Source organism: Mesorhizobium sp. WSM4820 (assembly GCF_055811075.1).
In genome coordinates this window covers 277304-300237 of sequence record NZ_JBVVQN010000001.1, presented here as the reverse complement: position 1 = coordinate 300237, position 22934 = coordinate 277304, and the positions used below count along the sequence as shown (strand labels likewise).

The window sequence follows — 22934 nt, the reverse complement described above, 5'->3', positions numbered from 1 at the left end:
AAGCGTGCATTGAAGCGCCTTACTGGGCAACGCTGGTCATCAGCGCCCTGACGGCTGCTGCATCATAGACCGGATCGACTTTGGTCTTGCCGGAAATGATGTCCTCGCGCAGCGCCTGGATCTCCGCCCATACATTGTCCGGGATCGCAGCGGTTTTCAGAAGCTTGACCGAATCGTCCTTGAGGCCGATCGAGTAGCTCTTGGTGCCGAACGTGTCGGCCTTGAGGTCGGCGATCATCGCCGCATAGACCGGCTCGATGTTCCAAACCACCGACGACAGCAGGAAGCCTTTGTCGATCGGCGTCTTGTCGCCGATGACGTCGATGAAATAGACCTTGCCGCCATCGCCGGCCTTGGTCGTCTCGACCGCCTGCAGCATGCCGAAGCTCGAGCCGTTGCCCTGGCCGAAGATGATGTCGGCGCCCGATGCGATCACGCTTTCGGTAACGCGCTTGCCGCCGGCCGCATCGCTGTAGGCGGCGGGTCCGATCACCGCATAGGTGACCTTGACGTCCGGGTTCTCGGCCTTCACACCTTGCGCGAACGCCGCCGACTGCGAGTTCCACGACGGAGGCTCGCCGGACACGACGATGCCGACCGACTTGGAACGCGACATCTTGGCGGCGAGACGGCCGGCAAGGTACGCGCCTTCGTGACCGCTCAGCGTGTAGTCTGCGACGAGCCCGGCCTCCAGGCCGGTCGGCGTGTCGACGATCGCCACTGGCACCTTGGTTTCCTTGGCGATTTCGGGAGCCGCGGTGTTGTAGCCGCTGGCATGGGCGATCAACAGGCTGGCGCCGTCGGCCGCCAGTTCGCGCAATGTCGGGCGCACGTCGCCATAGCCGAGCCCCTGCGCCGTCACTATCTCGACACCGGCAGCTTTCGCCGCTGCCTTGGCAGCGTCGATGCCTTGCTGGTTCCAGCCATAATCGGTGCCTTCTTCCGGCGTCAGGATGGCAATGGACTTGACTTCGGCGGCAAGTGCATTACCCAGCAAGAGGCCGCTTAATATAACAGCGCTTACGCTACCCTTCAGGAACTTAGACATGTTACCCTCTCTGTTCGGTTGACCCAAGATATTCTTATTGTTATTGCGCAAAAGCGAGGTAGACTGCCTGAACAATTCCACACGGAGTTCAGGCAAGGTGGTTGTGCGATACATTCTTCCGACAATTCTGGCGTTCACGTCGTTCGCCAACGCGGTTGAATTGCGGCACATCACTGTGCGAACCGGCACCGACGGGCTCGATCCGGTGCCGCTGACGATCTCGAATGCGGGGCGTGAGGCGCTTTCCTGCAACGCAGACTTCGCCCACTGGTATTCGGCCACGATCGCCACTGCAGCGCCTGGCAAGAGCGCCCGTGTCGAGCTGTGGTTCGATCCAGAAACCGGGACATTTGCGATCCTCAACGACAAGCGCGAAAACCTGCCCGTCGAGCGGCTGTGGTGCGGCCTCGCCAGACAGGCATACGCCACGCGCGTGCAAATCGTGCTCGACCGGACCAGTGGAAGAAAGGGGCAAATGGCCGTGACCTGCAGCAGAGCGGACGACAGGCTGGTCTGCCGGTAGACGCTCGCTTTTTGCCAGGTCAGACACCGCCCCCGACCTTCACTCTGCCGCCAGGAATTTGTCGGTGAAGACGTCGTCGGCCGACAAGGCCGTTTTGAGCACGCCCTGATCGGTCAGCGTCTTCAAGGTCTCTTCCCATTGGGTCTTCGTCATCCAGCCGAGGCCGTGTTCCTTCGTCGCCGGGCTGTTGAACGTCGAAGCGATGTCGGCCTTGAGTTGGGCCAGCAGCACATCCTTCTTTTCCGCATAGCCAGGAACGGCCTTGGCGGTGATTTCGGCAGCTTCTTCCGGATGGGCTGCGACATAGTCGAAAGCCTCCCTGTAGGCCTTCACGAAGCGGCGCACGACATCGGCGTTGTCCTTGATCATCGCTTCAGAGGTGAACAGCCCCGATCCATAGGCCTTCCAGCCGTGATCCGCGCCGAGCATGATGCTCAGCGACCCTGGGCCGCCAGCCTTGGCTTCAAGTTCTGGCACTTCGGCGTCGAGATAACCGACGACCGTCTGCACCCGTCCGAGCAGCAGGTAGCTTTCGTAAGGCGGCGAGACGCTGTTGAGCGTCATGTCCTTCTCGCTCATGCCGTTGGCAGCCAGGAAGCCCCTGAAGAAAATGTAGGTGGAGCCCGCCGGGTGGATGCCGATGGTCAGGCCCTTGAGGTCTGAAGGCTTGGTCAGCTTGAGCGTCTTGGCGAGCGAAATAATGCCCAGCGGCGACTGCTGGTTGACCGCCGCCAGCGCCACGACGGGAACATTCTGCGACCTTGCCACGGCAAGTGTGGGAAGATCGCCGAAGCCGAATTCAGCGTTGCCGTTGCCCACCAGCCGCATGGCGTCCGGCGAGCCGGACCCTTTGCGGACCTCGCTCACATCGATGTCGTTCTTGGCGAAGAAGCCTTTTTCCTTGCCGACAAAGAACATGGCGTGATTGCCGCGCACCACCCAGTCGAGCTGGACGTTGACCGTGTCCGCCGCCAGCGCCGCGTTCGAGAAGCCAAGCGCGCCGACAAACGCCGCAAAGGTGGCTGCCTTGATAAGAGAGCGTCTCAGCATTGTCTGTTCCCCTTGTTTGGTTGTTCGAAAGATCCTAGGCCTGGCTGAATTTCGGCGCCCACGGCACCACGACCCGTTCAAGAATTTCGGCTGCGTAGTAGAAGGCGATGCCGAGCACTGAAACCAGCAGCAGCGCCGCGAAGACAAGGGCCGTGTCGAGTTGGGTCGACGCGAACTGGATGACGTAGCCGAGCCCGTCCGAGGCTCCGGCAAATTCGCCGACGATGGCGCCGATGACGCTCAGGGTCGCGGCGATCTTGGTCCCGGCCATCAGGCTCGGAAGCGAGTGGGGGACACGGATCCTGAACAGGATCTGGGTCGGGCTGGCGCCGACCGAATTCATCAGCGACAGAAGCGAACGGTCGACCGATTGCATCCCGGCCAGCATCGACAGCGTCACCGGGAAGAAGGCGATGACCAGAATCAGACCGATCTTGGGAGCGAGCCCATAACCGAACCAGAGGATGAAGATCGGCGCCAGCGCGACCTTCGGCACATTCTGGAACAGCACGACGAGCGGATAGAGCGCGCGGCCCAGCCAATCGAAGCGCACGATGACGAGAGCAAGCGCAATGCCGACTATAACCGAGACAAGAAAGCCAAACAGGATTTCGCCTGCCGTGACCACCGTCGCCTGCATGAGAGTGCCCCACTGCGCGACCAGCGATTTCGCAATCTCGGATGGGGCAGGAACGATAAAGGAAGATATCGAGAATATCCGCACCCCCGCTTCCCACAACACGATCGTCACCAGCAGAAGGATAGCCGCCGGAAGCCAGCTGCTTGTTGCCGCGTCCCAGCCGGAAACCGGTTGCGGCGATGAGACATTCATGAGGGGTTGCCTGCTCACGTCGCGCCTCCCGGCTGATGACTGGAGCGCAGCATCGTTCGAAGCTGAAGCACCAGCCTGACGAACTCGGGGACTTCGGTCACGGAAGCGTCGCGCGGATAAGGCAGCGGAATGTCCAGGCTCTGGGTAATGCGCCCCGGTTTGATTCCCAGCACATGGACCTGGCGCGACAACTGAATGGCTTCGTCGATCGAATGCGTCACGAAGACGATCGTCTTGCCGGTCCGCTGCCAGATCTCCAGCAGCGACTGGCCCATCGAGTCGCGGGTGATCGCGTCAAGGGCGCCAAACGGCTCGTCCATCAGCAAGACCGCCGGATCGAGCGCCAAAGCCCGGGCGATGGCAACCCGCTGCCGCATGCCGCCAGACAGTTCGTTTGGGCGCTTGTGGGCGGCATCGCCAAGTCCCACCAGGTCCAGCATTTCCTGTCCACGTGCCCGCAGCGCCGAGCGCGACATCGATTTGTCGGCGATGCCGAGCAGCATCGAGGCATTGTCGACGGCGTTTTTCCACGGCAGCAGATTGGCATCCTGAAAGACCAGACCGATCATCCGCTTGCGCGCCGCTTCGCCTGGCGAAACGCCGGCAACCGAGACGCTGCCGCTGCTCGGATTTACCAACCCAGCCAGCACTTTGAGCAGCGTACTCTTGCCGCAACCCGAAGGGCCGATCAGGGAAACGAACGAGCCTTGCGGAACTGCAAGGTCTATATCCCTGAGGATCAGCTGGCGGTTCCGATCCGTGCCCATGACCACCGAAACGCCTTTGGCGGAAATGAGGTTGTCGTGGCGCATGTGGGTCGGTCGGCCGCCGGCGGGTCGAATGGTTTCAACCTGCATGGTCGATCACCCCATGCATCGTGATTGGCCGCAGCTGCGCTGTCTTGACGGCACAGTCCGCATGAACGGCCAACCGGGTGAAGTCCCCGGCATGGCCAGCCTCATGCCTAACTCGTGCCATCGGCTACTCCCGGCCCTCGAGGATGCGGCGCACCGCGACCAGCTTGCGCGCCCGTTCGCCTTGCAGCGCCCTTATCTGCTCGGGCGTATAGGAGAACATGCCTTCGCCCGACTTGATGCCGAACTTCGATGCACCGGTCTTCTCCAGCACCATCGGCGCGACATCATCCCGATTGGAGAGATCGGCGTTCAGGAACGAAGAGACGGATTTGTAGATATCGAGGCCGGCCATATCGAGCAGCGCCATTGGCCCGATGACGGCGATCTTGTAGCCGATGCCCCAGGATACGCAGGTGTCGAGATCCTCCGGTTCGATGACGCCGCGCTCGACCAGATCCACCGCTTCACGCAGCAGTGCGTAAAGCACGCGATTTTCGACGAAGCCGGGAACGTCTTTCTTCACGACCACCGGCAACAGCCCGATCGAGCGGATGAGGTCGCGTATCGTCGCCACCGTTTCGGGCGCGGTCTTCTCGCCGCCGATCACCTCGATCATCGGGATGATGTGGGGCGGGTTCGACCAGTGCATGCCGACCATCCTCTCGGGGTGCGAGATATGGGCCTGCAGCTTGGTGATCGGAATACCCGACGTGTCCGAGGCGACGATCACCGAAGAGCCGATCAGCGGGTCGATGGCGCGATAGGTTTCGGCCTTGGTGTCGATATTCTCAGGCACATTCTCGATGACCAGTTCCGCCCCATCGACGGCCTCGGCGATGGTGCGGACGAAGCGCACCGTGCCGGCGCCCGTTGCCGGCACCTTGATGTCGAGACGGTCCAGAACCCCGCCCGCGATGTCGAGCGTGCCGCGGGCGCGTTCGACCGCGACTTCGGAAACATCATACGCCGCCACATCGAGCCCGCCGCGCGAAAGCCGCACGGCGATGCCCGGACCCATCGTTCCCAGTCCGATGAGAGCGGCGCGCTTGATCATCATGCGGCCTTTGCGGGAGCCGCAGCGATTGCCGCCTTGAAGGCTGGACGAGCGGCGATTGCGGCGACCCAGCGCTCGAGATTGGGCAGCGACGGCCGGTCGATCTTGAAATCGATGCAGCGTTTCAGGATCGGTGCGCAGGCGATGTCGGCAATGGTCAGCTTTCCCAGCGCCAGGAATTCCTTGCCGGCCAGATGCCCGTCGATGATCTTGAGCTGCGCCACCAGGTCCTTGACCTGCTCCTTGTATTCGGCGGTCTGTTCCTCTGGCGTCCGCTTGGCGCCCTTGAAGGCAGCCATATAGCCGGGATTGACCGCCGCCAGCAGAAAATCCATCCAGCGCTCGACCTCTGTCTTTTCCGCAGGGGTGGCGCCATTCAGCCGCTCACCGCCGGATGCCGCGAGATAGCGCAGGATGGTGTTGGACTCCCAGATCACGGTGTCGCCGTCGACCAGCGTCGGGACTTTCGACGTCGGATTAAGCGCCTTGTATTCGGCCGTCTGGGTGTTTTCGAACTGGCGGCCGTAATCTTCGCGCTTGTATGGCGCGCCAAGCTCTTCGAGTATGAAGAGCACCTTTTGAACGTTGCCCGATGTCTGGCGGCCTAAGAGCTTGTACATATCATCTCCTCGATTGTGGCCTACTTGCCGGCCGGCAGCGGCTTGTAGACGATAGCGTCCATTTCGATCTTGGTGTTGATGACGGCCTTTGCCTCCACCGTCGTGCGCGCCAGCACCGCGTCGCCGATCCCTTCGAGAAACGCCTTGTTGTAGCGGCCGAAGTCGCGCGTATCCTCGAGATAGGTGGTGATCCGCACGACATCGGAGAGCGTTGCGCCCTCATCGGCAATGACGCGCGCGATGGTCCTCAGCGTCGCCAGCGTCTCTTCCTCGATCGTGCCGCTGATCATGTTGTTGTTCTCGTCCTTCGGCACCTGGCCGGAGACGAAAATGAAATCGCCGGCACGCACCGCCGGATGAAACGGCAGGTTCGGATTCTTCTTGCCAATGGCGTAGTGGCTGGCGGATTTTCGCGTGCTGTCGCTCAACCTATCCCCCTAGAGAACGCTGGTTTCGATGATATCGACGCCACGGACGCGGTCGATAAGGTAGACGATGCCGCGATCGTCGATGGTGACGTCGTTGGAAGACGATCGCTCGGCGCCCTCAGGCGCATCGGGCACGAAATGGCCGACCTCCTTGGGTGCGAACGGGTCGGCGATGTCGACCAGCCGCAGCCCCTGGGCGAACCATGCAAACGGAATGATGGTGCCCTTGAACCGCTCGGAAGGCTGATGGCAGCCGGTCATTGGCGGTTGTGGTTCGCCATCCGGGTCGAGGCCAGGCACCTGGAAGGTCGAGATCGGCAGCGGGTTCGTTTCGTCGGTGATGTCGTAGATCCAGGTGAAGGCCGGCGGCGAAGGTCGGAGCTTGGCGACATCCTCGTCCGCCACCACCATGATGTTGCGGCCCTTGAGGGGCTGCGGGATCGGCAGGCATGTGTGCGTGGGATGCGGGAAGCTCGGGCTCGAATTGACATGCGAGACAAGCTTCGGCTTCGAAATGTCGGAAATGTCGAGGATGAACAGGCCGTGATGCCAGTAGCTGACATAGAGCCGGTCGCCCATGCGTAACGGATGGTGGCAGCGCGGCGTGACGTAATCATGCCACGGATACTCTTCGCCGCCGCCGGTCCATTGCCCCGGTATCCACCAGCGCCCGATTTCGACCGGATTTACCGGATCGATCAGGTCGAGGATCATCACGATGTTGCCGACATAGCCGTCGGCAGTTGGCGAGATATAGGCGTAGCGGCCGTCGTAGTCGTAGCGATGCACGCCATGGCCGCCGGTTATCCACTTCGAGATCAGCCTCGGCTCCGCCGGTCGGGTCGTGTCATAGAGCGCCAGGCCACCGCCGAAATCGGCCGGGCCCGCATTGCCGAAGCGCTCGTGGTTGATGATCATCAGACCGTCCTGGGCGCGCACCTTGTGCGAGTGCCAGCCCGGCGGAACGTCGATCGTCGCGACCTTCTTGGGATTGCGCGGATCGGAAATGTCGACAAGCGTCGTGCCGCTCGGCGGACGCATGTGGCCGACATAGAGAATGTTGCCGTCGACCCAGACCTGACCACCACCCGGGCAGTCGACATGGCCGATCTGCTTTGTGTTGAACGCCGAAACCAAATGCATCCGCCCTTGCTGCTGAACCGTCTCGTTCGATGTCCGCGCCATTATGGCGGCGCGGACGGTTTCCGCTGCAAACTAGACGATGCGGAGCAGATCGCCGGCCGGGTTGCGGCCCCAGCGCTTGTAGAGCAGCAGCGCCTTCTGTGTCGGCGCATCGGTCGCGCCGAAAAAGATGACCGGCTCGGTCGAGGAGCCATTGACATGCTCGACCCAGCAACCGCCCGGTATGGCGATCGTGTCGAACTGGTTCCAGTCGTAGCGCTTGCCGTCGATCATCGAATGGCCATTGCCGCGGAACGGCGCCAACAGCAGGCTGGCGGTCTCGCGCTGCGGCAGCGTCTTTTCGCCCGGCCGCAACATTTGCACGTAGAAGTTGATCGTGCGGAAGACCGGGCCGCCGGTGGTAGGGTCGACATAATCGATGACGATGCCTTCATGCGGATCGCCGTCCCAATCCTTGTGCGCGTCGAGGATCGCTTCCATCTTTTCCCAGCGATAGACATACATCGGCGACGACAGGCCGCCGCCGCGCTTGTGGTCGACGAAGCGCGGCATCAGGCCGCCCTCGCCATAGATTCGCTGCGAATAATCGCTCGGAAAACGCGCGGTCTGCACCTTCTTCTCGACTTCCTTGCCGTCGACCATCTCGGTGTATTTGTGATCGAAATGCACGGCGTGCAGCGTCTCGACCAGCGGCAGGTCGAGGACCGAAAGGTTGACCGCCTGTTCGCCGCCGACCGTGCCGTGATTGTGCCAGGCGTCATTCGGCGTCAGCACCATGTCGCCGGGGCCGAAAACCACGTCCTCGCCCTCGACGCCGGTAAAATTGCCCTTGCCGGTCAGGCCAAAACGTATGGCGCTCGGCGAATGCTTGTGCGGCGGCATGATCTCGTCCGGATCATTCAGGCGGTAGGCGGTGTACATGGTGCTGACCGAGGCGCGCTTGGGCGCGAGCCCCGGATTGACCAGGATCAGCGACCGCCGCTCGCTGTCGTCCATGGTCACCAGTTCGGCGGCGCGCTGCAGCAGCGGCTCGATATCGGCATAGGACCAGACGAAGGGGATCGCCTTCGAGGTCGCCATGAGCTGCTTGATCTCGTCGTGATCGACGCCTTCCGACGTCGCCCAGAACGGGAACATATTCTTTTCGTAGAGGGCGTCATAAAGGCCCTTCAGCGCTGCCTTCTTGTTGGTGACGGTAAGGTCTGCCGGTTGCGCCAAGGACATCTCTGACACCTCTCTTCACGAAGAAAATGCGTTTAACCAACTCAACCGTATTCGGATTGGTTTTTCTGGACAATCCCAAAACTGAGAATTTTAAAAATTTTTGGTTGAGTGCTTCTATGGAGGCCGAATGGCCCAAAAAGGGGCAAGAAAGTCGAAAAGATGCGAGAAAATGGCCGGCGGATCGTACCCTTGCGGCCGTGGCAATCGCTCGGCAGCCCAACCAACTCGAATATTGTTTTCAACCAAAGGAACTTGGTTGAACCCGGGCGACAGCAATCAGGCGGCCATGCTTTGTTCAGCACGGCCGCGGATCAGGTCCGAGGCCTTTTCGGCGATCATGATGACCGCCGCATTGATGTTGCCGCAAACGAGATCCGGCATCACAGAAGCATCCACCACGCGAAGGCCGGCAACGCCGCGCACCCGTAGTTGCGGGTCGACCACCGACTCCGCGTCGACACCCATGCGGCAGGTGCCGGCCGGATGATGCACAGTGATCGAGGTGTTGCGAATATGCTCATCGATCTCATCGTCGCTCTGGCATTGCGAGCCTGGAAAGAACTCCGAGGCGATGAACGGCGTCATCGACGGTTGTGCAGCGAGGTTGCGCGCGACGCGGAAGCCGGCGCGAAGCGACTGCCAGTCGCGCGGCGAAGACAGGAAATTCTGGTGGATCAGCGGCGCGGCCAGCGGGTCGTTCGACGCCAGTTCCACACTCCCCCTGCTCTCCGGCTGGACGGCGACGATGCGGGTCGCAAAGCCATCGGCGAAGGGCGCCTTGAATGGCGGCATGTAAGGCCATGCGGCAAGCGGCGCAGCCGTGAAAAGCAGCTGAACATCCGGCAACGGCCGGCTTGCATCGCTTTTCAGAAACGCCACGACCCCGCCGGGCACATCTCCCGAAAAGCCCTTTCCGGTAAAATAGGTCTTGACGAAATCCAGCCCGATACGATCGGCCCGCATCATCTTGTGGAATGGCCCCGGCTGCTTGCGCCGATACATCAGAATGACCGAGACATGGTCCTGCAGGTTCTTGCCGACCTGCGGACGGTCTACTTTCGTCTCGATACCATGCGCGGCGAGCTCGCCGCTATCGCCGATCCCCGACAGCATCAGCAACTGCGGCGTGTTGATGACGCCGCCGGCAAGCACGACCTCATGCCGCGCCAGCACCTGGTGGGTCGCGCCGCCCCTGGTATAGGCGATGCCGGTCGCGCGCCCATCCTTCAGCACGATCCGCGTCGCCATCGCGCCGGTCAGCACCTTGACATTGCTGCGGCGCATGGCGGGACGCAGATAGGCCGACGCGGTCGAGCAGCGGCGACCGTTTGCGATCGTCATCTGCAGGCGGCCAAAGCCTTCCTGCACCGGGCCATTGTAATCGTCGGTCTGGGGATATCCGGCATCCCGGCTCGCCGTAGCGAAGGCATCGATCAGTTCGTCCTTGTAGCGGCAGAACTGCGTGTTCAACGGCCCGCTGCCGCCGCGATAGTCGCTCTCGCCCTTTTCCCAGCGCTCCTGCTTCTTGAAATAGGGCAGCACCTTGTCGAATGACCAATCGGTGAGACCGCTGGCCGCCCAGCGATCGTAATCGCCGCGATTGCCGCGCACATAGGCCATGGCGTTGGTGGAGGAGGAGCCGCCGATGACCTTGCCGCGCGCACATTCGACCTTGCGTCCGCCGACATTGGCCTCGGGCTCGCAGAAATACATCCAGTCGTGACGGCGTTCGGTCAGGATCTTACCCCAGCCGAGCGGGATGTGGATCATCGGATCGCGATCCCAGTCGCCGGCTTCCAGGAGCAGCACGGAAACATCAGGATCTTCGCTCAGGCGGTTTGCAAGCACGCAGCCGGCCGACCCGGCTCCGACAACGACATAGTCGAATGTTTCCCCAAACGGCATGCACTGTCCTCGGGAGAAGACGGCCCCGCCGAGATATGAGCCGTCAAAGAAACAACTGCGGTACTCAACCATCGCGCAACTGGTGTTGTCAACCACCGGGCGCAGATGTAGATTGGTTGAGTTGGTTGAGTGCCGTTCTCGTCGATTCCGTGTCACAACTTGATATCGGGACGTCGAGTCGACCGCTGCCGATCAGACAGGAGATTTGGTTTTGAGCGCATTCGAGCCGCAGGTCGTATCTTCGGACCTCGACGACATCATCGCAGCGGTCCGCCAGTTGCAGCAGGGCGGCGGCAAGCTTCCTTCCGAGCGTGACCTTGCCGAACATCTCAACGTGAAACGTCATCAGCTTCGCAAGGCGCTCGAGATGCTGCGCCAATCAGGTGATTTGAAACCGACGCGCGCCAGGCGTGCGCCGACCGCCCTGCCCCGATATGGCGAAGAACTTGTCAGGGTAACCAACCCCATCGAGGTTCTGGAGTTGCGCCTGCTCATGGAACCGGGCCTCGCCCGGCTGGCATCGCTGCGCGCCTCCTCGTTCGAGACGGCCCGGATCATCAATGCGGCAACCACGCCGGAGAATGCCTCGTCTGGCGCGGTCGATTTCGCTTTTCATTCCGCCATCGTCGCTGCCGCCCGCAACCATCTTGCCGCCGAATTCTACAAGATGCTGCGCCAGGTCGGGGTCGATGCGCGGGTCAAGGTCGCACGGACCGCAGCACCCACCTGCCCTAAGCGGATCGCCGAGCGCGACGGCGAACATCGTCTGATCGCCGAAGCGATCTCGAAACGCGACCCCGAAGCAGCCGAAGCGGCCATGCGCGCGCATTTGCTATCCGTGCAAAGACGAATCACGGAACGGTCGAATGCCGGCGCTTTTGCGGCATGAGCGTCTCGCTTTCCAGCAAGACAGCCTGCTCGCGGGAACTTTCAAATTGATGCGTCATTTCGACGTGCTGGTCGTCGGCGCCGGATCTGCCGGCTCGGTGGTGGCTAGCCGGCTAAGCGAGGACAGCGCGTGCCAGGTCGGCCTGATCGAAGCCGGGGTCATGCCGTCCGATCCCGATATCGCCAACCCGTTGAAATGGACGATGCTGCAGGGCCGCGCCTATGACTGGGCTTATCGGACGGTGCCGCAACCCTTTACCGCAAACCGCGTCCACGAATGGCCGCGCGGGAAGATCGTCGGCGGTTCTAGCTGCCTGCATGCCATGGCCTATGTGCGTGGCCATCCCGATGATTTCCAGCCCTGGGCAGTAGCAGGCGGCGAGCGCTGGTCCTTTTCGGGTTTGTTGCCGGGCTTCGTCCGCAGCGAAGCTTTCACCGCCTTCGATGCGCCGTCGCGCGGACGCAGCGGACCGTTGGACGTCTATCTGCCGGTTGCGGAGGTCAGCCCCGTCGTCCGCACCTATATCGCCGCTGGACAGGCCATGGGGATCCCCGCCCTGACCGACCACAATAGCGGCGAACTCGCCGGCACGAGCCCTAATTCGTTGAACATCCGCGCCGGCAAGCGCCTGAGCGTCGCCGACGCCTATCTGCCGCCGGAGGTCATGGTGCGACCGAACCTCGCTCTGCTCACCGCTCACGAAGTCGAGCACCTCGTGCTGGAAGGCCAGCGGGCCACGGGTGTGGCTGTCGTGTGCGATGGGGAGAGCATGACGATCTCCGCCGACAGGATCATTCTTTGTGCCGGCGCGGTGTCGTCGCCGCTCATCCTCATGCGATCGGGCATCGGCGATCCGGATACGCTGAAGCGGGCGGGGATTCGCTGTCGTGCCGACCGGCGCGATGTCGGCCGCAATCTGCAGGACCATCTGCTGGCCCTTGGGAACGTCTACAGCACGAAAAAGCCGCTGCCCCCGTCGCGCCTGCAGCACTCGGAATCGCTGATGTATCTGCACGGCAGCGACCCGACCCGTTCGACGGGAAGCCCCGATATCGTACTCGCCTGCGTCGTTGCTCCATCGGCCGCAGTGGGCTTGAATGCACCGCCCTACGGCTCGGCTTTCTCGATACTATGCGGCGTCACCCAGCCGACCAGTCGTGGGCGCATCGCACCGAGCGGGCCGGGCCGGAACGATGCACCGATCATCGATCCGCATTATCTCGAAACCGAACATGACCGAGCCGTTTTCCGGATAGCGCTGAAGACGGCGCGCGCGATTGGCCATCATCGAGCGCTCGACGAGTGGCGCGATGTGGAAGTCCTGCCGGGATCACAGGTGCAGTCGGACGACGAGCTTGACGCTTTCATCGCCAGCGCTGCCTCCACACATCATCATCCTGCCGGCACGTGCAGGATGGGCGTTGATGCCGACGCAGTCGTCGACCCGGATTTGCGGCTGAACGGCTTCGACAACGTCTTCATCGCCGACGCGTCGGTGATGCCGACGATCCCGAGCGGACCGATCAATGCCGCGGTAGTCGCCATAGCGGAAACCTGGGCGTCAGCTCCGCCTAAAGCGCGTCGCGTTTGACCGCCGCATTAGCGCATGATCCCAAAAATCGGATCGACCGGGCATGGCCCGAATCGGATCGATGCCAAACGGCCTATTCCGCCCACAGTTCCCGGCGCAGTTCGCGCCAGCTTGCTTCGTCCGGTGCGACAAGAAGGCCACCGCCGACATGCGACGGCCGATAGGTGCTGCCGTCGAAACGCGCCGCGTAACCACCTGCCTCGGCATGGATCAGCACACCGGCCAGATGATCCCACGGCATCAGCTTGTTGTAGACGACGAAGTGGGCGTGGCCGCTCGCCAGCAGGCGGTATTCGTGAGCCGCGCAGCGATAGCCGAATTGCGACAGGGATTTCGTCTGGTTGCGCGCCAGCCGTGACCGTTCCGGCTCGGGCATGTATTGCCAGGAAACCGCGCCGGTCATTTGCGAGAGCGGCGCAGGCTCGGCGACATGCACCTTCTCCAAAGTGCCATGCGCATGCCGTATGTGGCTGCCAGCACCCCTGGCGCCGATCAGCCAGTCCTTGCCGATGGGATCGTGAATGATGCCGGCGACGGTCTCGCCCTTCACGACGATGCCGAGCATGACGCCGAACAGCGGCACGCCTGAGGCGAAATTGAAAGTGCCGTCGACGGGATCGATGACGAAGGCGAGATCGGCTTCGCCGAGGCCCTGGAGCAGCGCCGGGTCGTCGGAGCAGGCTTCCTCGCCGACGATCATCGCCTGGGGGTAGCGCTCACGCAGCCTGACGGTGATGAGCCGCTCGGCACTCACATCGGCCTCCGTCACCAGATCGGCTGCCGAGGTCTTCTGGCGGACGTCGCCCTCATCCAGCCGGCGAAAGCGCGGCATGATCTCGGCAATGGCAGCGTCGGACAGAAGCGTGGCGAGCCAGTCGATCGCGGTATCGTCAAATGTCATCGGGAATGTCTTGCCTTGCGGTCAGGGTTTCGTTGAGTGCGGCGAAATCGAACAGCTTTCTGTCGAGCAGATGCGAGGGCCGCACATTGGTCATGGCGTGGATCATCGTGTCCTTGCGGCCGGGCATGCGCTTTTCCAGGTCGTCGAGCATCGCCTTCATCGCATTGCGCTGCAAGCCGTCCTGGCTGCCGCACAGATCGCACGGGATGATCGGGAACTTCATGGCGCCGGCGAATTTTTCGAGATCGGCCTCGGCGCAATAGGCGAGCGGCCGCAGCACCATGACGTCGCCGTCGTCGTTGAGCAGCTTTGGCGGCATGGCGGCGAGACGCCCGCCATGCAACAGGTTCATGAAAAAGGTTTCGAGAATGTCTTCGCGGTGGTGACCGAGCACCAAAGCCGAGCAGCCCTCCTCGCGCGCGATGCGGTAGAGATGGCCGCGCCTGAGCCGCGAGCACAGCGAACAATAGGTGCTGCCCTGGGGAAGCTTGTCGGTCACCACCGAATAGGTGTCCTGATATTCGATGCGGTGCGCAATGGCGTATGTGTTGAGATAATCGGGCAGAATGTGCTTCGGAAAGTTCGGCTGGCCCTGGTCGAGATTGCAGGCCAGCAGGTCGACCGGCAGCAGCCCGCGCCATTTGAGGTCGAGCAGCAACGCAAGCAGGCCGTAGGAATCTTTGCCGCCAGACAGGGCGACCAGCCAGCGTTCGCCGGGCCTGACCATCGAAAAATCGTCGATCGCCTGACGGGCGAGACGCAGCAGCCGCTTGCGCAGCTTGTTGAATTCGACGGAGGACGGCACATTGGCAAACAGCGGATGAAAGCCGCGTGCAGCGTCAGTGATCGGTTCGATTGTTTCTGGCAGCATGTTCATGGCGCGGCGGCCCCAAAAATCCTTGTTGCTGCCCGGAGTAGCGCATCGGCCCGCAAATCGAAATCGATTTTCGGAACCCCAAAGAAAAGGCCGCCTCGAGGGCGGCCTTGGATGATGTCGCAGATGAAAAAAATCGATCAGCGCGAATAGAATTCGACGACCAGGTTCGGTTCCATCTGCACGGCGAAGGGAACATCCGACAGGCCGGGGATGCGCCCGAAGGACGCCGTCATCTTGTTATGATCGACCTCGATGTAATCAGGCACGTCGCGCTCAGCCAGGCCTACCGATTCCAGGACGATCACCAGCTGCTTCGACTTTTCGCGCACTTCGATGACATCGCCCGGCTTGCAGCGGTACGAGCCGATGTTGACGCGCTTGCCGTTGACATTGATGTGGCCGTGATTGACGAACTGGCGAGCGGCAAAAATGGTCGGCACGAACTTGGCGCGGTAGACGACCGCGTCGAGACGCGACTCGAGCAGGCCGATCAGGTTCTCCGAGGTGTCGCCCTTGCGGCGGTTCGCCTCTTCATAGACCTTGCGGAACTGCTTTTCCGACACGTCGCCGTAGTGACCCTTCAGCTTCTGCTTGGCACGCAGCTGCAGCCCGAAATCGGAAAGCTTGCCCTTGCGGCGCTGGCCGTGCTGGCCGGGACCGTATTCGCGCTTGTTGACCGGGGATTTTGGGCGGCCCCAGATGTTTTCGCCGAGACGGCGGTCGATCTTGTATTTCGCGGATTCGCGCTTGCTCATCGCATTCCCTTTCAAAAAGACACACCCGGCACCTCATGGTCCGGGTGAAGGAAACGCGCCCTCCTCTGGCCCCCGTTTTCGAGACCTGACAGGGTTCTCCCACGCAACGCGGCGGAAAACCCACGGGACACGTCATTCTAGACAAGATTCTGGGAAAAATAGAGCGGCTTCCCAACTGTCTTGCGCACATAAAGAAACCACCGGACATTGCGGCCCGGTGTTGGTGGGCTGATTAGACGGAGATTCAACTGGTGTCAAGCTCGCCACTGGCGTCGGTGATGGCAGCCGCGGTTCCCCCGCGCGGACGTGCTGACCGCGGCTATCCAACCATGGGACCGGACCTCGGGTGCGGACGAGCCGGCTAGTGTTTCGATTTCTTCTCCGGCAGGCCCTTGCGCTTGGTCTCGGCGAACTCCTCGAGCTGCTTTTCGCTCATCGATTTGTACATTCCCTTCGAAGCGCCTTTGAGCTCGCTCTTCTTGGTCTCGCCACGCTTGGCGGACAATGCCGCGCCGGCGGCTTTCTGCTGGGCTTTTGAAGTGGCTGGCATGATCGTTTCTCCCGTCTTGCGATGCGGGAAAAACGCACCGGTCGGGGTGATGTTCCCGGATATCAGGAAATCGCCAGCCCAAACCCCTGCATCAGGCGGCGAGTCGGGAAATCGACCCGCTTCGAGGTGAAGACAGCGAGGTCGGCGCCTTCCGGCAACGCCTCGCCGCGGTGGCTGGCCTCGGCATGCGCGAGCAGCGAGAGCGCGCGTCGCGCGATCGCCTCGGCGGGATCGAGCCAATCGACCGGCCAGGGTGCCGTCTTGCGCATGCGATTGGCCAGAAAGGGATAGTGGGTGCAGGCAAGCACGACGATGTCGGTCCGCAGTTCGTCATGTTCGACGAAGCACGGCGCGATCTCGGCACGCACCGCCTCTTCATCGACAAAGCCATCGCGCATATAGACTTCGGCCAGTCCCGCCAGACGGTCGCTGCCAACCAGGCGGACATGGCATTTTTGCGCCCATTTGCCGATCAGGTCGCGGGTATACTGGCGCTTGACGGTGCCGGGCGTCGCCAGCACCGAAACCAACCCGGAGCGCGTGCGTTCCGCTGCCGGCTTGATCGCCGGCACTGTGCCGACGAAAGGATGACCGGGAAATCTTTCGCGCAACGCATCGATGACCAGAGTCGAGGCGGTGTTGCAGGCGATGACCGAAATGGCCGGCGAAAAACGATCAAGCAGCTTGCCGAACAGCTCCAGCACATGTGCCCTCAGTGCAGCTTCCTCCCAAGCCCCGTAAGGGAAAGCCGCGTCGTCGGCGACATAGACGAAGCGGCGGTCGGGCATCAGCACCCGCGCTTCGCGCAGCACCGTCAGGCCGCCGATGCCGGAATCGAACATCAGGATCGGGCGGGCGCTTGAAGGATCGGTCATTGTCATCGTCTACAGGAGAAGGCGGAGAAGGCTGCGGGTCCGCGGCGGGAAGATGGTCACAAATCCCTATTCATCATTTTAGGCCTGATCCATCATTTTTGGGATGATGGACCACAGCAAATAACATTCGGTTACGGCTAGAGCCTGTCTCTCAGGCTTGGTCCTTGTCTGTCGCCTTGGCGGCGCGGGCCGCTGCCGGAAGCCGCCTTGGATCATCGCCCGGCGATCCGTCGCCGCGCGGCATGGCCGGCGAAAACCTGTCCAGCGATGATATTATGCCGCGCAGCACCTTGAGCTCCGGCTCGGCGAAGCCGGCGCGCGTCAGCACCGCGCGCAGGTTGTCGACCATTTTCGGCTTCTTCGCCGCCGGGCGGAAATAGCCGCGCGCTTCGAGCGCGCCTTCCAGATAGGCGAACAGGCCGTGCAACTGTGCCTTGGTCGCCGGCATCATGTCGGGACTGGAAAAATTGGTTTTGGTCTCGTCTTCCAGGCCCGACTTCATCCACTCATAGGACATCAGCAAGGCGGCCTGGGCGATGTTGAGCGAGGAGAAGGCGGGATCGACCGGGAAGGTGACGATCTCGTCGGCGAGGCCGACCTCGTCATTGTAGAGCCCGAACCGCTCGCGGCCGAACAGAATGCCGGTGCGCTGTCCGGATCGCTGCCGCGCTCTCAGCGCCCTGCCCGCCTCGACCGGTCCGCGCACCGGTTTGAAATTATCGCGCGCGCGCGCCGTGGTGGCGAAGACGAAGTTCAGGTCGGCGACCGCCGAGGCCAGATCGTCATATACTCCAGCGGCATCGATGACGTGATCGGCGCGGCTCGCGGCAGCGCGCGCCTTTTCGCTCGGCCAGCCGTCGCGCGGATTGACGAGGCGCAGTTCGGCAAGGCCGAAATTCGCCATGGCGCGCGCGACCATGCCGATATTCTCGCCGAGCTGCGGCTCGACCAGGATGATCGCCGGGCCGGTGGCAGGAAGGATGTCGTTGCTGGCTTGCATTGTCTCAATGAACTGCTGTTTGCGGCATTTCAGCGTCCCCTGCCATACCCGGCCGCGAAAATGAAGCTTTGGCAGGCAACGCCCGATGCCAGGGGCGAGCCCGCTGGGGCGGATCGCCGTTTGCGCGGCCAAAAATGCTTTGATATACGGGCCGCATCCCCGGCCAAAGCCATGCGGGCAAGGCCGTTCCGATCCCCAACAATGAGGCATTCTTTCCATGGCGAAGATCAAGGTGGCGAACCCGGTCGTCGAACTCGACGGCGACGAGATGACCCGCATCATCTGGCAGTTCATCAAGGACAAGTTGATCCACCCCTATCTCGACCTTAAGCTTGAATATTACGACCTCAGCGTTGAGCACCGCGACGCCACCAACGACCAGGTGACCATCGATTCGGCCAATGCCATCAAGAAGCATGGCGTCGGCGTGAAATGCGCGACGATCACCCCCGACGAGCAGCGTGTCGAGGAATTCGGGCTGAAGAAGATGTGGAAGTCGCCGAACGGCACCATCCGCAACATCCTCGGCGGCACCATCTTTCGCGAGCCGATCATCATGAAGAACGTGCCGCGGCTGGTGCCCGGCTGGACCAAGCCGATCATCGTCGGCCGTCATGCTTTCGGCGACCAGTACCGCGCCACCGACTTCCGCTTCCCCGGCAAGGGCAAGCTGACGATCAAGTTCGTCGGCGAGGACGGCCAGGTGATCGAGCATGACGTGTTCGAGGCGCCGGCCGCCGGCGTCGCCATGGCCATGTACAATCTCGACGACTCGATCCGCGAATTCGCCCGCGCCTCGCTCAATTACGGCCTGCTGCGCAACTACCCGGTCTACCTCTCGACCAAGAACACCATCCTCAAGGCCTATGACGGCCGCTTCAAGGACATTTTCCAGGAAGTCTACGAGGCAGAGTTCGAAGCCGAGTTCAAAGCCAAGAAGCTCTGGTACGAGCACCGGCTGATCGATGACATGGTTGCCTCCAGCCTGAAATGGTCGGGCGGCTATATCTGGGCCTGCAAGAACTATGATGGCGACGTCCAGTCGGACACCGTGGCGCAAGGTTTTGGGTCGCTCGGCCTGATGACCTCGGTGCTGATGACGCCGGACGGCAAGACGGTGGAGGCAGAGGCGGCGCACGGCACCGTCACCCGCCATTATCGGCAGCACCAGAAGGGCGAGGAAACCTCGACCAATTCGATCGCCTCGATCTTCGCCTGGACGCGCGGCCTGGCGCACCGCGCCAAACTCGACGACAATGCCGAGCTGATGCGTTTTGCCGAGACGCTGGAAAAAGTCTGCATCCAGACCGTCGAAGCCGGCTTCATGACCAAGGACCTGTCGCTGCTGATCGGTCCCGACCAGCCATGGCTTTCGACCACCGGCTTCCTCGACAAGATCGACGAGAATCTGCAGAAGGCGATGGCCTGACCAGCGTTGTGAGCAGGCCCGTCGTCTACGGGGCGGACTACAGCGTCTATGTGCGCATCGTCCGCCTCGCACTCGAGGAAAAAGGCATCGGCTACGAACTTGTGCCGGTCGACATCTTTGCGGCCGACGGCATTCCGGGCTGGTATTTCGACCATCAGCCGTTCGGCCGCATCCCGGCCTTCGAGCATGACGGGTTCCGCCTCCACGAGACCAGCGCGATCGCCCGCTATGTCGACGAAGCGTTCGACGGCCCGGCGTTGCAACCGATCGAAGCCCGGCCTCGCGCACGTATGAACCAGATCATCGGCATGCTCGACGCCTATGCCTATCGAGCCATGGTCTGGGATGTCGCCGTCGAGCGGCTGGAGAAAACGGCGCCTGACGAGGCTTTGATCGCCAGTGGGCTTCTGCAGGCGGCGACAGTGCTTCGCGCACTCACCTCACTGAAAGCCGCCGGGCCGTGGCTGCTGGGCGAGCAACTGACGCTGGCCGACCTGCATGCAGCACCCATCATCGGCTATTTCGTCGAGGTCACTGAGGGACAAAACCTGCTGGCCGAGTTCGCCGATATTCGGGACTGGTGGGCTCGCATCGCCGGACGGGAGAGTTTTGCCCGTACTGAAAAGGCCGGGTGACAAAGTCCGAAAGGCCGAGGGACAGCACCCCCCTCTGTCCGGCAGGACAGAGGGGGGTGCCTCCCAGCAACCGATCAGGCCGCCTCCAGAGCCGCCTTCACCGCAGCGATCGCGTCTTCGGCCCTCGAGGCGTCCGGGCCGCCGGCCTGGGCCATGTCAGGCCGACCGCCGCCGCCCTGCCCGCCCAATGCCGCGGACGCTACGCGGACCAGATCGACAGCGCTGAAGCGGCCGGTCAGGTCGTCGGTGACGCCGACCACGACGCTGGCCTTGTTGTCCTCGCCGGCGCCGACGAAGACGACGACGCCGGAGCCGAGCGACTTCTTGCCGGCATCGGCCAACGGCTTCAAATCCTTCGGCGCGACGCCCGATACCGCCTTGCCGAGGAAGCCGACACCGGCAATGGTCTCGTTCTCGGCAGGCACGCCGGCTGGCGAGCGGTCGCCCAGCGCCAGTTTCTTGCGCGCTTCGGTCAGTTCTTTCTCGAGCTTCTTGCGCTCGTCGAGCAGCGCCTCGACGCGCGCCGGCACGTCGGCCGGCGAGATCTTCAACGCCGCCGCAGTGGCCTTCAGCCGCTTGTCCTGCTCGTCGAGATGCTTTCTGGCCGCCTCTCCGGTCAGCGCCTCGATGCGGCGCACGCCGGCAGCGACTGCACTGTCCGACACGATGCGCACCAGACCGATGTCGCCGGTCGCCCTGACATGCGTGCCGCCGCATAGCTCGACCGAATAAGGCCGGTTGGCCCTGGCGCCATGCAAGCCCGTGCCCATCGAAACGACGCGCACCTCGTCGCCATACTTTTCGCCGAACAGCGCCATGGCGCCTTCGGCGATGGCGTCGTCGACCGACATCAGCCGCGTGGTGACCGGGCTGTTCTGGACGACGATCTCGTTCGCCATCCGCTCGACCTCTTCGATCTCGTCCGGCGAGATCGGCTTGTTGTGCGAGATGTCGAAGCGCAGACGCTCGGGCGCGACCAGTGAGCCCTTCTGCGCGACATGGGTGCCGAGCACCTCGCGCAGCGCTTCGTGGATCAGATGCGTCGCGGAATGGTTCGCGCGCAGCCTGGAGCGGCGCGCATGGTCGACCTTCAGTTCGACGGTCGCGCCCGTGTCGACCGTGCCGTCGGCCACCTTGCCGAGATGCACGAAAAGCCCGTCGGCCTTCTTCTGCGTATCGGAGATCTCGATTGAGAACCCTTCGCCTGAAATGACGCCGGTATCACCCACCTGGCCGCCGGATTCGCCATAGAACGGCGTCTGGTTGACGACCACGGCAACCGCCTCGCCGTTGGCGGCGCTGTCGACGATCTTGCCGTCCCTGACCAGCGCCTGGATGAGGCCTTCCGCCTGCTCGGTCTCGTAGCCGAGGAACTCGGTGGCGCCATGCTTCTCGCGCACCGGGAACCACACTGTTTCGGTCGCCGCCTCGCCGGAACCAGCCCAGCTCTTGCGCGCCTCGGCCTTCTGCTGCTCCATCGCATTGGTGAAGCCGGCAAGATCGACCGAGATGTTGCGCTGACGCAGCGCGTCCTGCGTCAGATCGAGCGGAAAGCCATAGGTGTCGTAGAGCTTGAAGGCGGTCTCGCCATCCAGCATGTCGCCGGCACCCAGCTTTTCCGTCGCTTCCGAAAGCAGGCCCAAGCCGCGCACCAGCGTCTTGCGGAAACGGGTTTCTTCAAGCTTCAGCGTCTCGGTGATCATCTGTTCGCCGCGCACCAGTTCCGGATAGGCCTGGCCCATCTCGCGCACCAGCGCCGGCACCAGCCGCCACATCAGCGGATCACGGGCGCCCAAAAGCTGCGCGTGGCGCATGGCGCGGCGCATGATGCGACGCAGCACGTAGCCGCGGCCCTCATTGGACGGCAGCACGCCGTCGGCCACCAGAAAGCAGGACGAACGCAGATGGTCGGCGATGACGCGGAACGATCCGACGGTGTCGGCATCCGGACCGCGGCCGAGCGCGGATGACGCGGCCTCGATCAGGTGACGGAACAGGTCGGTCTCGAAGACGCTCTCGACCCCTTGCAGAATGGAGGCCATGCGCTCCAGGCCCATGCCGGTGTCGATCGACGGGCGCGGCAGGTCGATGCGCTCATCCTTCGTCACCTGTTCATACTGCATGAACACCAGGTTCCAGAATTCGAGGAAACGGTCGCCATCCTCCTCGGGGCTGCCGGGAGGGCCGCCCCAGATGTGCTCGCCACGGTCGATGAAGATCTCCGAGCACGGACCGCAAGGTCCGGTGTCGCCCATCGCCCAGAAATTGTCCGAGGTCGGAATGCGGATGATGCGATCGTCGGAAAAGCCGGCGATCTTCTTCCAGTAGCCGGCAGCCTCGTCGTCGGTATGATAGACCGTGACCAGCAGCTTGTCCTTCTTCAGCCCGAACTCCCTGGTGATCAGGTTCCAGGCAAGCTCGATGGCGCGCTCCTTGAAATAGTCGCCGAACGAGAAATTACCGAGCATCTCGAAGAAGGTCAGGTGGCGCGCGGTGTAGCCGACATTGTCGAGGTCGTTGTGCTTGCCGCCGGCGCGAACACTCTTCTGAGCCGTCGTGGCACGCGAATAGGGTCGCTTTTCCAGGCCGGTGAAAACGTTCTTGAACTGCACCATGCCGGCATTGGTGAACATCAGTGTCGGGTCGTTGCGCGGCACCAGCGGGCTTGACGCGACGACCTCGTGACCCTCCTTGCGGAAATAGTCGAGGAATGTCGACCGGATCTCGTTCACGCCACTCATGAATGAC

The 22934-nt window shown here is 62.5% G+C and carries 23 protein-coding genes; 6 read left to right on the top strand and 17 right to left on the bottom strand.

The genetic code is table 11. The features are described 5' to 3' along the window. Window positions 1–19 precede the first annotated feature (19 nt). Window positions 20–1048 carry a putative B6 ABC transporter substrate-binding protein gene (locus AC0L2R_RS01480; RefSeq protein WP_473507498.1) on the bottom strand — a complete coding sequence of 343 codons (1029 nt, stop codon included), beginning with the start codon at window positions 1046–1048 and terminating at the stop codon, window positions 20–22. A gap of 103 nt (window positions 1049–1151) precedes the next feature. On the opposite strand from AC0L2R_RS01480, the gene AC0L2R_RS01475 reads away from it, so the two are divergent. Beyond that, window positions 1152–1571: a hypothetical protein gene (locus AC0L2R_RS01475; RefSeq protein WP_473507497.1), complete on the top strand. Its 420-nt coding sequence runs from the start codon at window positions 1152–1154 to the stop codon at window positions 1569–1571. Between the two features lie 39 nt (window positions 1572–1610). On the opposite strand, the gene AC0L2R_RS01470 is transcribed toward AC0L2R_RS01475, so the two are convergent. The 8 genes from AC0L2R_RS01470 to AC0L2R_RS01435 all read right to left on the bottom strand — a co-directional run bounded on the left by AC0L2R_RS01470 (window position 1611) and on the right by AC0L2R_RS01435 (window position 8779). Then, window positions 1611–2621: an ABC transporter substrate-binding protein gene (locus AC0L2R_RS01470; RefSeq protein WP_128168455.1), complete on the bottom strand. Its 1011-nt coding sequence runs from the start codon at window positions 2619–2621 to the stop codon at window positions 1611–1613. A 34-nt stretch (window positions 2622–2655) separates the two neighbouring features. Further along, window positions 2656–3471: an ABC transporter permease gene (locus AC0L2R_RS01465; protein WP_473507496.1), complete on the bottom strand. Its 816-nt coding sequence runs from the start codon at window positions 3469–3471 to the stop codon at window positions 2656–2658. Further along, a complete protein-coding gene (locus AC0L2R_RS01460) occupies window positions 3468–4310 on the bottom strand; it encodes an ABC transporter ATP-binding protein (protein ID WP_473507495.1) in 843 nt (280 codons plus the stop codon). The genes AC0L2R_RS01465 and AC0L2R_RS01460 overlap by 4 nt, the downstream gene beginning before the upstream one ends. A gap of 124 nt (window positions 4311–4434) precedes the next feature. Next, window positions 4435–5364 carry a 5-formyl-3-hydroxy-2-methylpyridine 4-carboxylate 5-dehydrogenase gene (gene fhmpcd1 / locus AC0L2R_RS01455; protein ID WP_473507732.1) on the bottom strand — a complete coding sequence of 310 codons (930 nt, stop codon included), beginning with the start codon at window positions 5362–5364 and terminating at the stop codon, window positions 4435–4437. After that, the gene (locus tag AC0L2R_RS01450; protein ID WP_473507494.1) at window positions 5364–5984 is read right to left on the bottom strand and encodes a glutathione S-transferase family protein; all 621 of its coding nucleotides are present in this window, start codon (window positions 5982–5984) and stop codon (window positions 5364–5366) included. Before AC0L2R_RS01450 ends, fhmpcd1 begins: the two co-directional genes overlap by 1 nt. A 20-nt stretch (window positions 5985–6004) precedes the next feature. Next, window positions 6005–6412, bottom strand: a complete 408-nt coding sequence (locus AC0L2R_RS01445) for a RidA family protein (protein ID WP_027154168.1) — start codon at window positions 6410–6412, stop codon at window positions 6005–6007. Between the two features lie 9 nt (window positions 6413–6421). Then, on the bottom strand, window positions 6422–7555 hold the full coding sequence (locus AC0L2R_RS01440) for an LVIVD repeat-containing protein (RefSeq protein WP_473507493.1): 1134 nt from the start codon (window positions 7553–7555) through the stop codon (window positions 6422–6424). 72 nt (window positions 7556–7627) lie between these two features. Continuing rightward, complete coding sequence (locus tag AC0L2R_RS01435; protein WP_473507492.1) at window positions 7628–8779, bottom strand: cupin domain-containing protein; 1152 nt, start codon at window positions 8777–8779, stop codon at window positions 7628–7630. Window positions 8780–8805: 26 nt separating this feature from the next. Here AC0L2R_RS01435 and AC0L2R_RS01430 point away from each other — a divergent pair, with 26 nt between their 5' ends. Further along, the gene (locus AC0L2R_RS01430; RefSeq protein WP_473507491.1) at window positions 8806–9039 is read left to right on the top strand and encodes a hypothetical protein; all 234 of its coding nucleotides are present in this window, start codon (window positions 8806–8808) and stop codon (window positions 9037–9039) included. Between the two features lie 16 nt (window positions 9040–9055). Here AC0L2R_RS01430 and AC0L2R_RS01425 read toward each other — a convergent pair whose 3' ends face one another. Further along, entirely contained in the window at window positions 9056–10684 is a 1629-nt protein-coding gene (locus AC0L2R_RS01425; protein ID WP_473507490.1) for a GMC family oxidoreductase, read from the bottom strand. A gap of 211 nt (window positions 10685–10895) precedes the next feature. Here AC0L2R_RS01425 and AC0L2R_RS01420 point away from each other — a divergent pair, with 211 nt between their 5' ends. Together AC0L2R_RS01420 and AC0L2R_RS01415 are read left to right on the top strand one after the other, a co-directional pair. Beyond that, the gene (locus AC0L2R_RS01420) at window positions 10896–11573 is read left to right on the top strand and encodes a FadR/GntR family transcriptional regulator (RefSeq protein ID WP_473507489.1); all 678 of its coding nucleotides are present in this window, start codon (window positions 10896–10898) and stop codon (window positions 11571–11573) included. A 46-nt stretch (window positions 11574–11619) separates the two neighbouring features. Then, on the top strand, window positions 11620–13164 hold the full coding sequence (locus AC0L2R_RS01415) for a GMC family oxidoreductase (protein ID WP_473507731.1): 1545 nt from the start codon (window positions 11620–11622) through the stop codon (window positions 13162–13164). A 73-nt stretch (window positions 13165–13237) separates the two neighbouring features. Here the strand turns inward: AC0L2R_RS01415 and AC0L2R_RS01410 are convergent, their stop codons facing one another. The 6 genes from AC0L2R_RS01410 to AC0L2R_RS01385 form a co-directional block, all read right to left on the bottom strand. Beyond that, entirely contained in the window at window positions 13238–14065 is an 828-nt protein-coding gene (locus AC0L2R_RS01410) for an inositol monophosphatase family protein (protein ID WP_473507488.1), read from the bottom strand. Then, a complete protein-coding gene (ttcA, locus tag AC0L2R_RS01405; protein WP_473507487.1) occupies window positions 14055–14942 on the bottom strand; it encodes a tRNA 2-thiocytidine(32) synthetase TtcA in 888 nt (295 codons plus the stop codon). Before ttcA ends, AC0L2R_RS01410 begins: the two co-directional genes overlap by 11 nt. A gap of 137 nt (window positions 14943–15079) precedes the next feature. Further along, window positions 15080–15697, bottom strand: a complete 618-nt coding sequence (rpsD, locus tag AC0L2R_RS01400; protein WP_023798277.1) for a 30S ribosomal protein S4 — start codon at window positions 15695–15697, stop codon at window positions 15080–15082. Between the two features lie 361 nt (window positions 15698–16058). Continuing rightward, a complete protein-coding gene (locus tag AC0L2R_RS01395) occupies window positions 16059–16247 on the bottom strand; it encodes a DUF3008 family protein (RefSeq protein ID WP_023717374.1) in 189 nt (62 codons plus the stop codon). Window positions 16248–16309: 62 nt separating this feature from the next. Further along, on the bottom strand, window positions 16310–17122 hold the full coding sequence (gene murI / locus AC0L2R_RS01390; RefSeq protein ID WP_473507486.1) for a glutamate racemase: 813 nt from the start codon (window positions 17120–17122) through the stop codon (window positions 16310–16312). A gap of 151 nt (window positions 17123–17273) precedes the next feature. Further along, the gene (locus AC0L2R_RS01385) at window positions 17274–18122 is read right to left on the bottom strand and encodes an RNA methyltransferase (protein ID WP_473507485.1); all 849 of its coding nucleotides are present in this window, start codon (window positions 18120–18122) and stop codon (window positions 17274–17276) included. 217 nt (window positions 18123–18339) lie between these two features. Between AC0L2R_RS01385 and AC0L2R_RS01380 the strand changes: the two genes are divergently transcribed. Together AC0L2R_RS01380 and AC0L2R_RS01375 are read left to right on the top strand one after the other, a co-directional pair. Beyond that, complete coding sequence (locus AC0L2R_RS01380; protein WP_128168446.1) at window positions 18340–19551, top strand: NADP-dependent isocitrate dehydrogenase; 1212 nt, start codon at window positions 18340–18342, stop codon at window positions 19549–19551. Between the two features lie 8 nt (window positions 19552–19559). Next, complete coding sequence (locus AC0L2R_RS01375) at window positions 19560–20186, top strand: glutathione S-transferase family protein (RefSeq protein ID WP_473507484.1); 627 nt, start codon at window positions 19560–19562, stop codon at window positions 20184–20186. 74 nt (window positions 20187–20260) lie between these two features. Here AC0L2R_RS01375 and alaS read toward each other — a convergent pair whose 3' ends face one another. Then, a complete protein-coding gene (alaS, locus tag AC0L2R_RS01370; RefSeq protein ID WP_473507483.1) occupies window positions 20261–22927 on the bottom strand; it encodes an alanine--tRNA ligase in 2667 nt (888 codons plus the stop codon). Window positions 22928–22934 lie beyond the last annotated feature (7 nt).

Bases quoted from the DNA above. Each gene is read 5' to 3' on its own strand.
- AC0L2R_RS01480 (WP_473507498.1), bottom strand. From the start codon at position 1,048: ATGTCTAAGTTCCTGAAGGGTAGCGTAAGCGCTGTTATATTAAGCGGC.
- AC0L2R_RS01435 (WP_473507492.1), bottom strand. From the start codon at position 8,779: ATGTCCTTGGCGCAACCGGCAGACCTTACCGTCACCAACAAGAAGGCA.
- AC0L2R_RS01460 (WP_473507495.1), bottom strand. From the start codon at position 4,310: ATGCAGGTTGAAACCATTCGACCCGCCGGCGGCCGACCGACCCACATG.
- AC0L2R_RS01440 (WP_473507493.1), bottom strand. From the start codon at position 7,555: ATGCATTTGGTTTCGGCGTTCAACACAAAGCAGATCGGCCATGTCGAC.
- ttcA (WP_473507487.1), bottom strand. From the start codon at position 14,942: ATGAACATGCTGCCAGAAACAATCGAACCGATCACTGACGCTGCACGC.
- alaS (WP_473507483.1), bottom strand. From the start codon at position 22,927: ATGAGTGGCGTGAACGAGATCCGGTCGACATTCCTCGACTATTTCCGC.
- rpsD (WP_023798277.1), bottom strand. From the start codon at position 15,697: ATGAGCAAGCGCGAATCCGCGAAATACAAGATCGACCGCCGTCTCGGC.
- AC0L2R_RS01430 (WP_473507491.1), top strand. From the start codon at position 8,806: ATGCGTTTAACCAACTCAACCGTATTCGGATTGGTTTTTCTGGACAAT.
- AC0L2R_RS01470 (WP_128168455.1), bottom strand. From the start codon at position 2,621: ATGCTGAGACGCTCTCTTATCAAGGCAGCCACCTTTGCGGCGTTTGTC.
- fhmpcd1 (WP_473507732.1), bottom strand. From the start codon at position 5,364: ATGATCAAGCGCGCCGCTCTCATCGGACTGGGAACGATGGGTCCGGGC.
- murI (WP_473507486.1), bottom strand. From the start codon at position 17,122: ATGACCGATCCTTCAAGCGCCCGCCCGATCCTGATGTTCGATTCCGGC.
- AC0L2R_RS01410 (WP_473507488.1), bottom strand. From the start codon at position 14,065: ATGACATTTGACGATACCGCGATCGACTGGCTCGCCACGCTTCTGTCC.
- AC0L2R_RS01385 (WP_473507485.1), bottom strand. From the start codon at position 18,122: ATGCAAGCCAGCAACGACATCCTTCCTGCCACCGGCCCGGCGATCATC.
- AC0L2R_RS01380 (WP_128168446.1), top strand. From the start codon at position 18,340: ATGGCGAAGATCAAGGTGGCGAACCCGGTCGTCGAACTCGACGGCGAC.
- AC0L2R_RS01450 (WP_473507494.1), bottom strand. From the start codon at position 5,984: ATGTACAAGCTCTTAGGCCGCCAGACATCGGGCAACGTTCAAAAGGTG.
- AC0L2R_RS01395 (WP_023717374.1), bottom strand. From the start codon at position 16,247: ATGCCAGCCACTTCAAAAGCCCAGCAGAAAGCCGCCGGCGCGGCATTG.
- AC0L2R_RS01425 (WP_473507490.1), bottom strand. From the start codon at position 10,684: ATGCCGTTTGGGGAAACATTCGACTATGTCGTTGTCGGAGCCGGGTCG.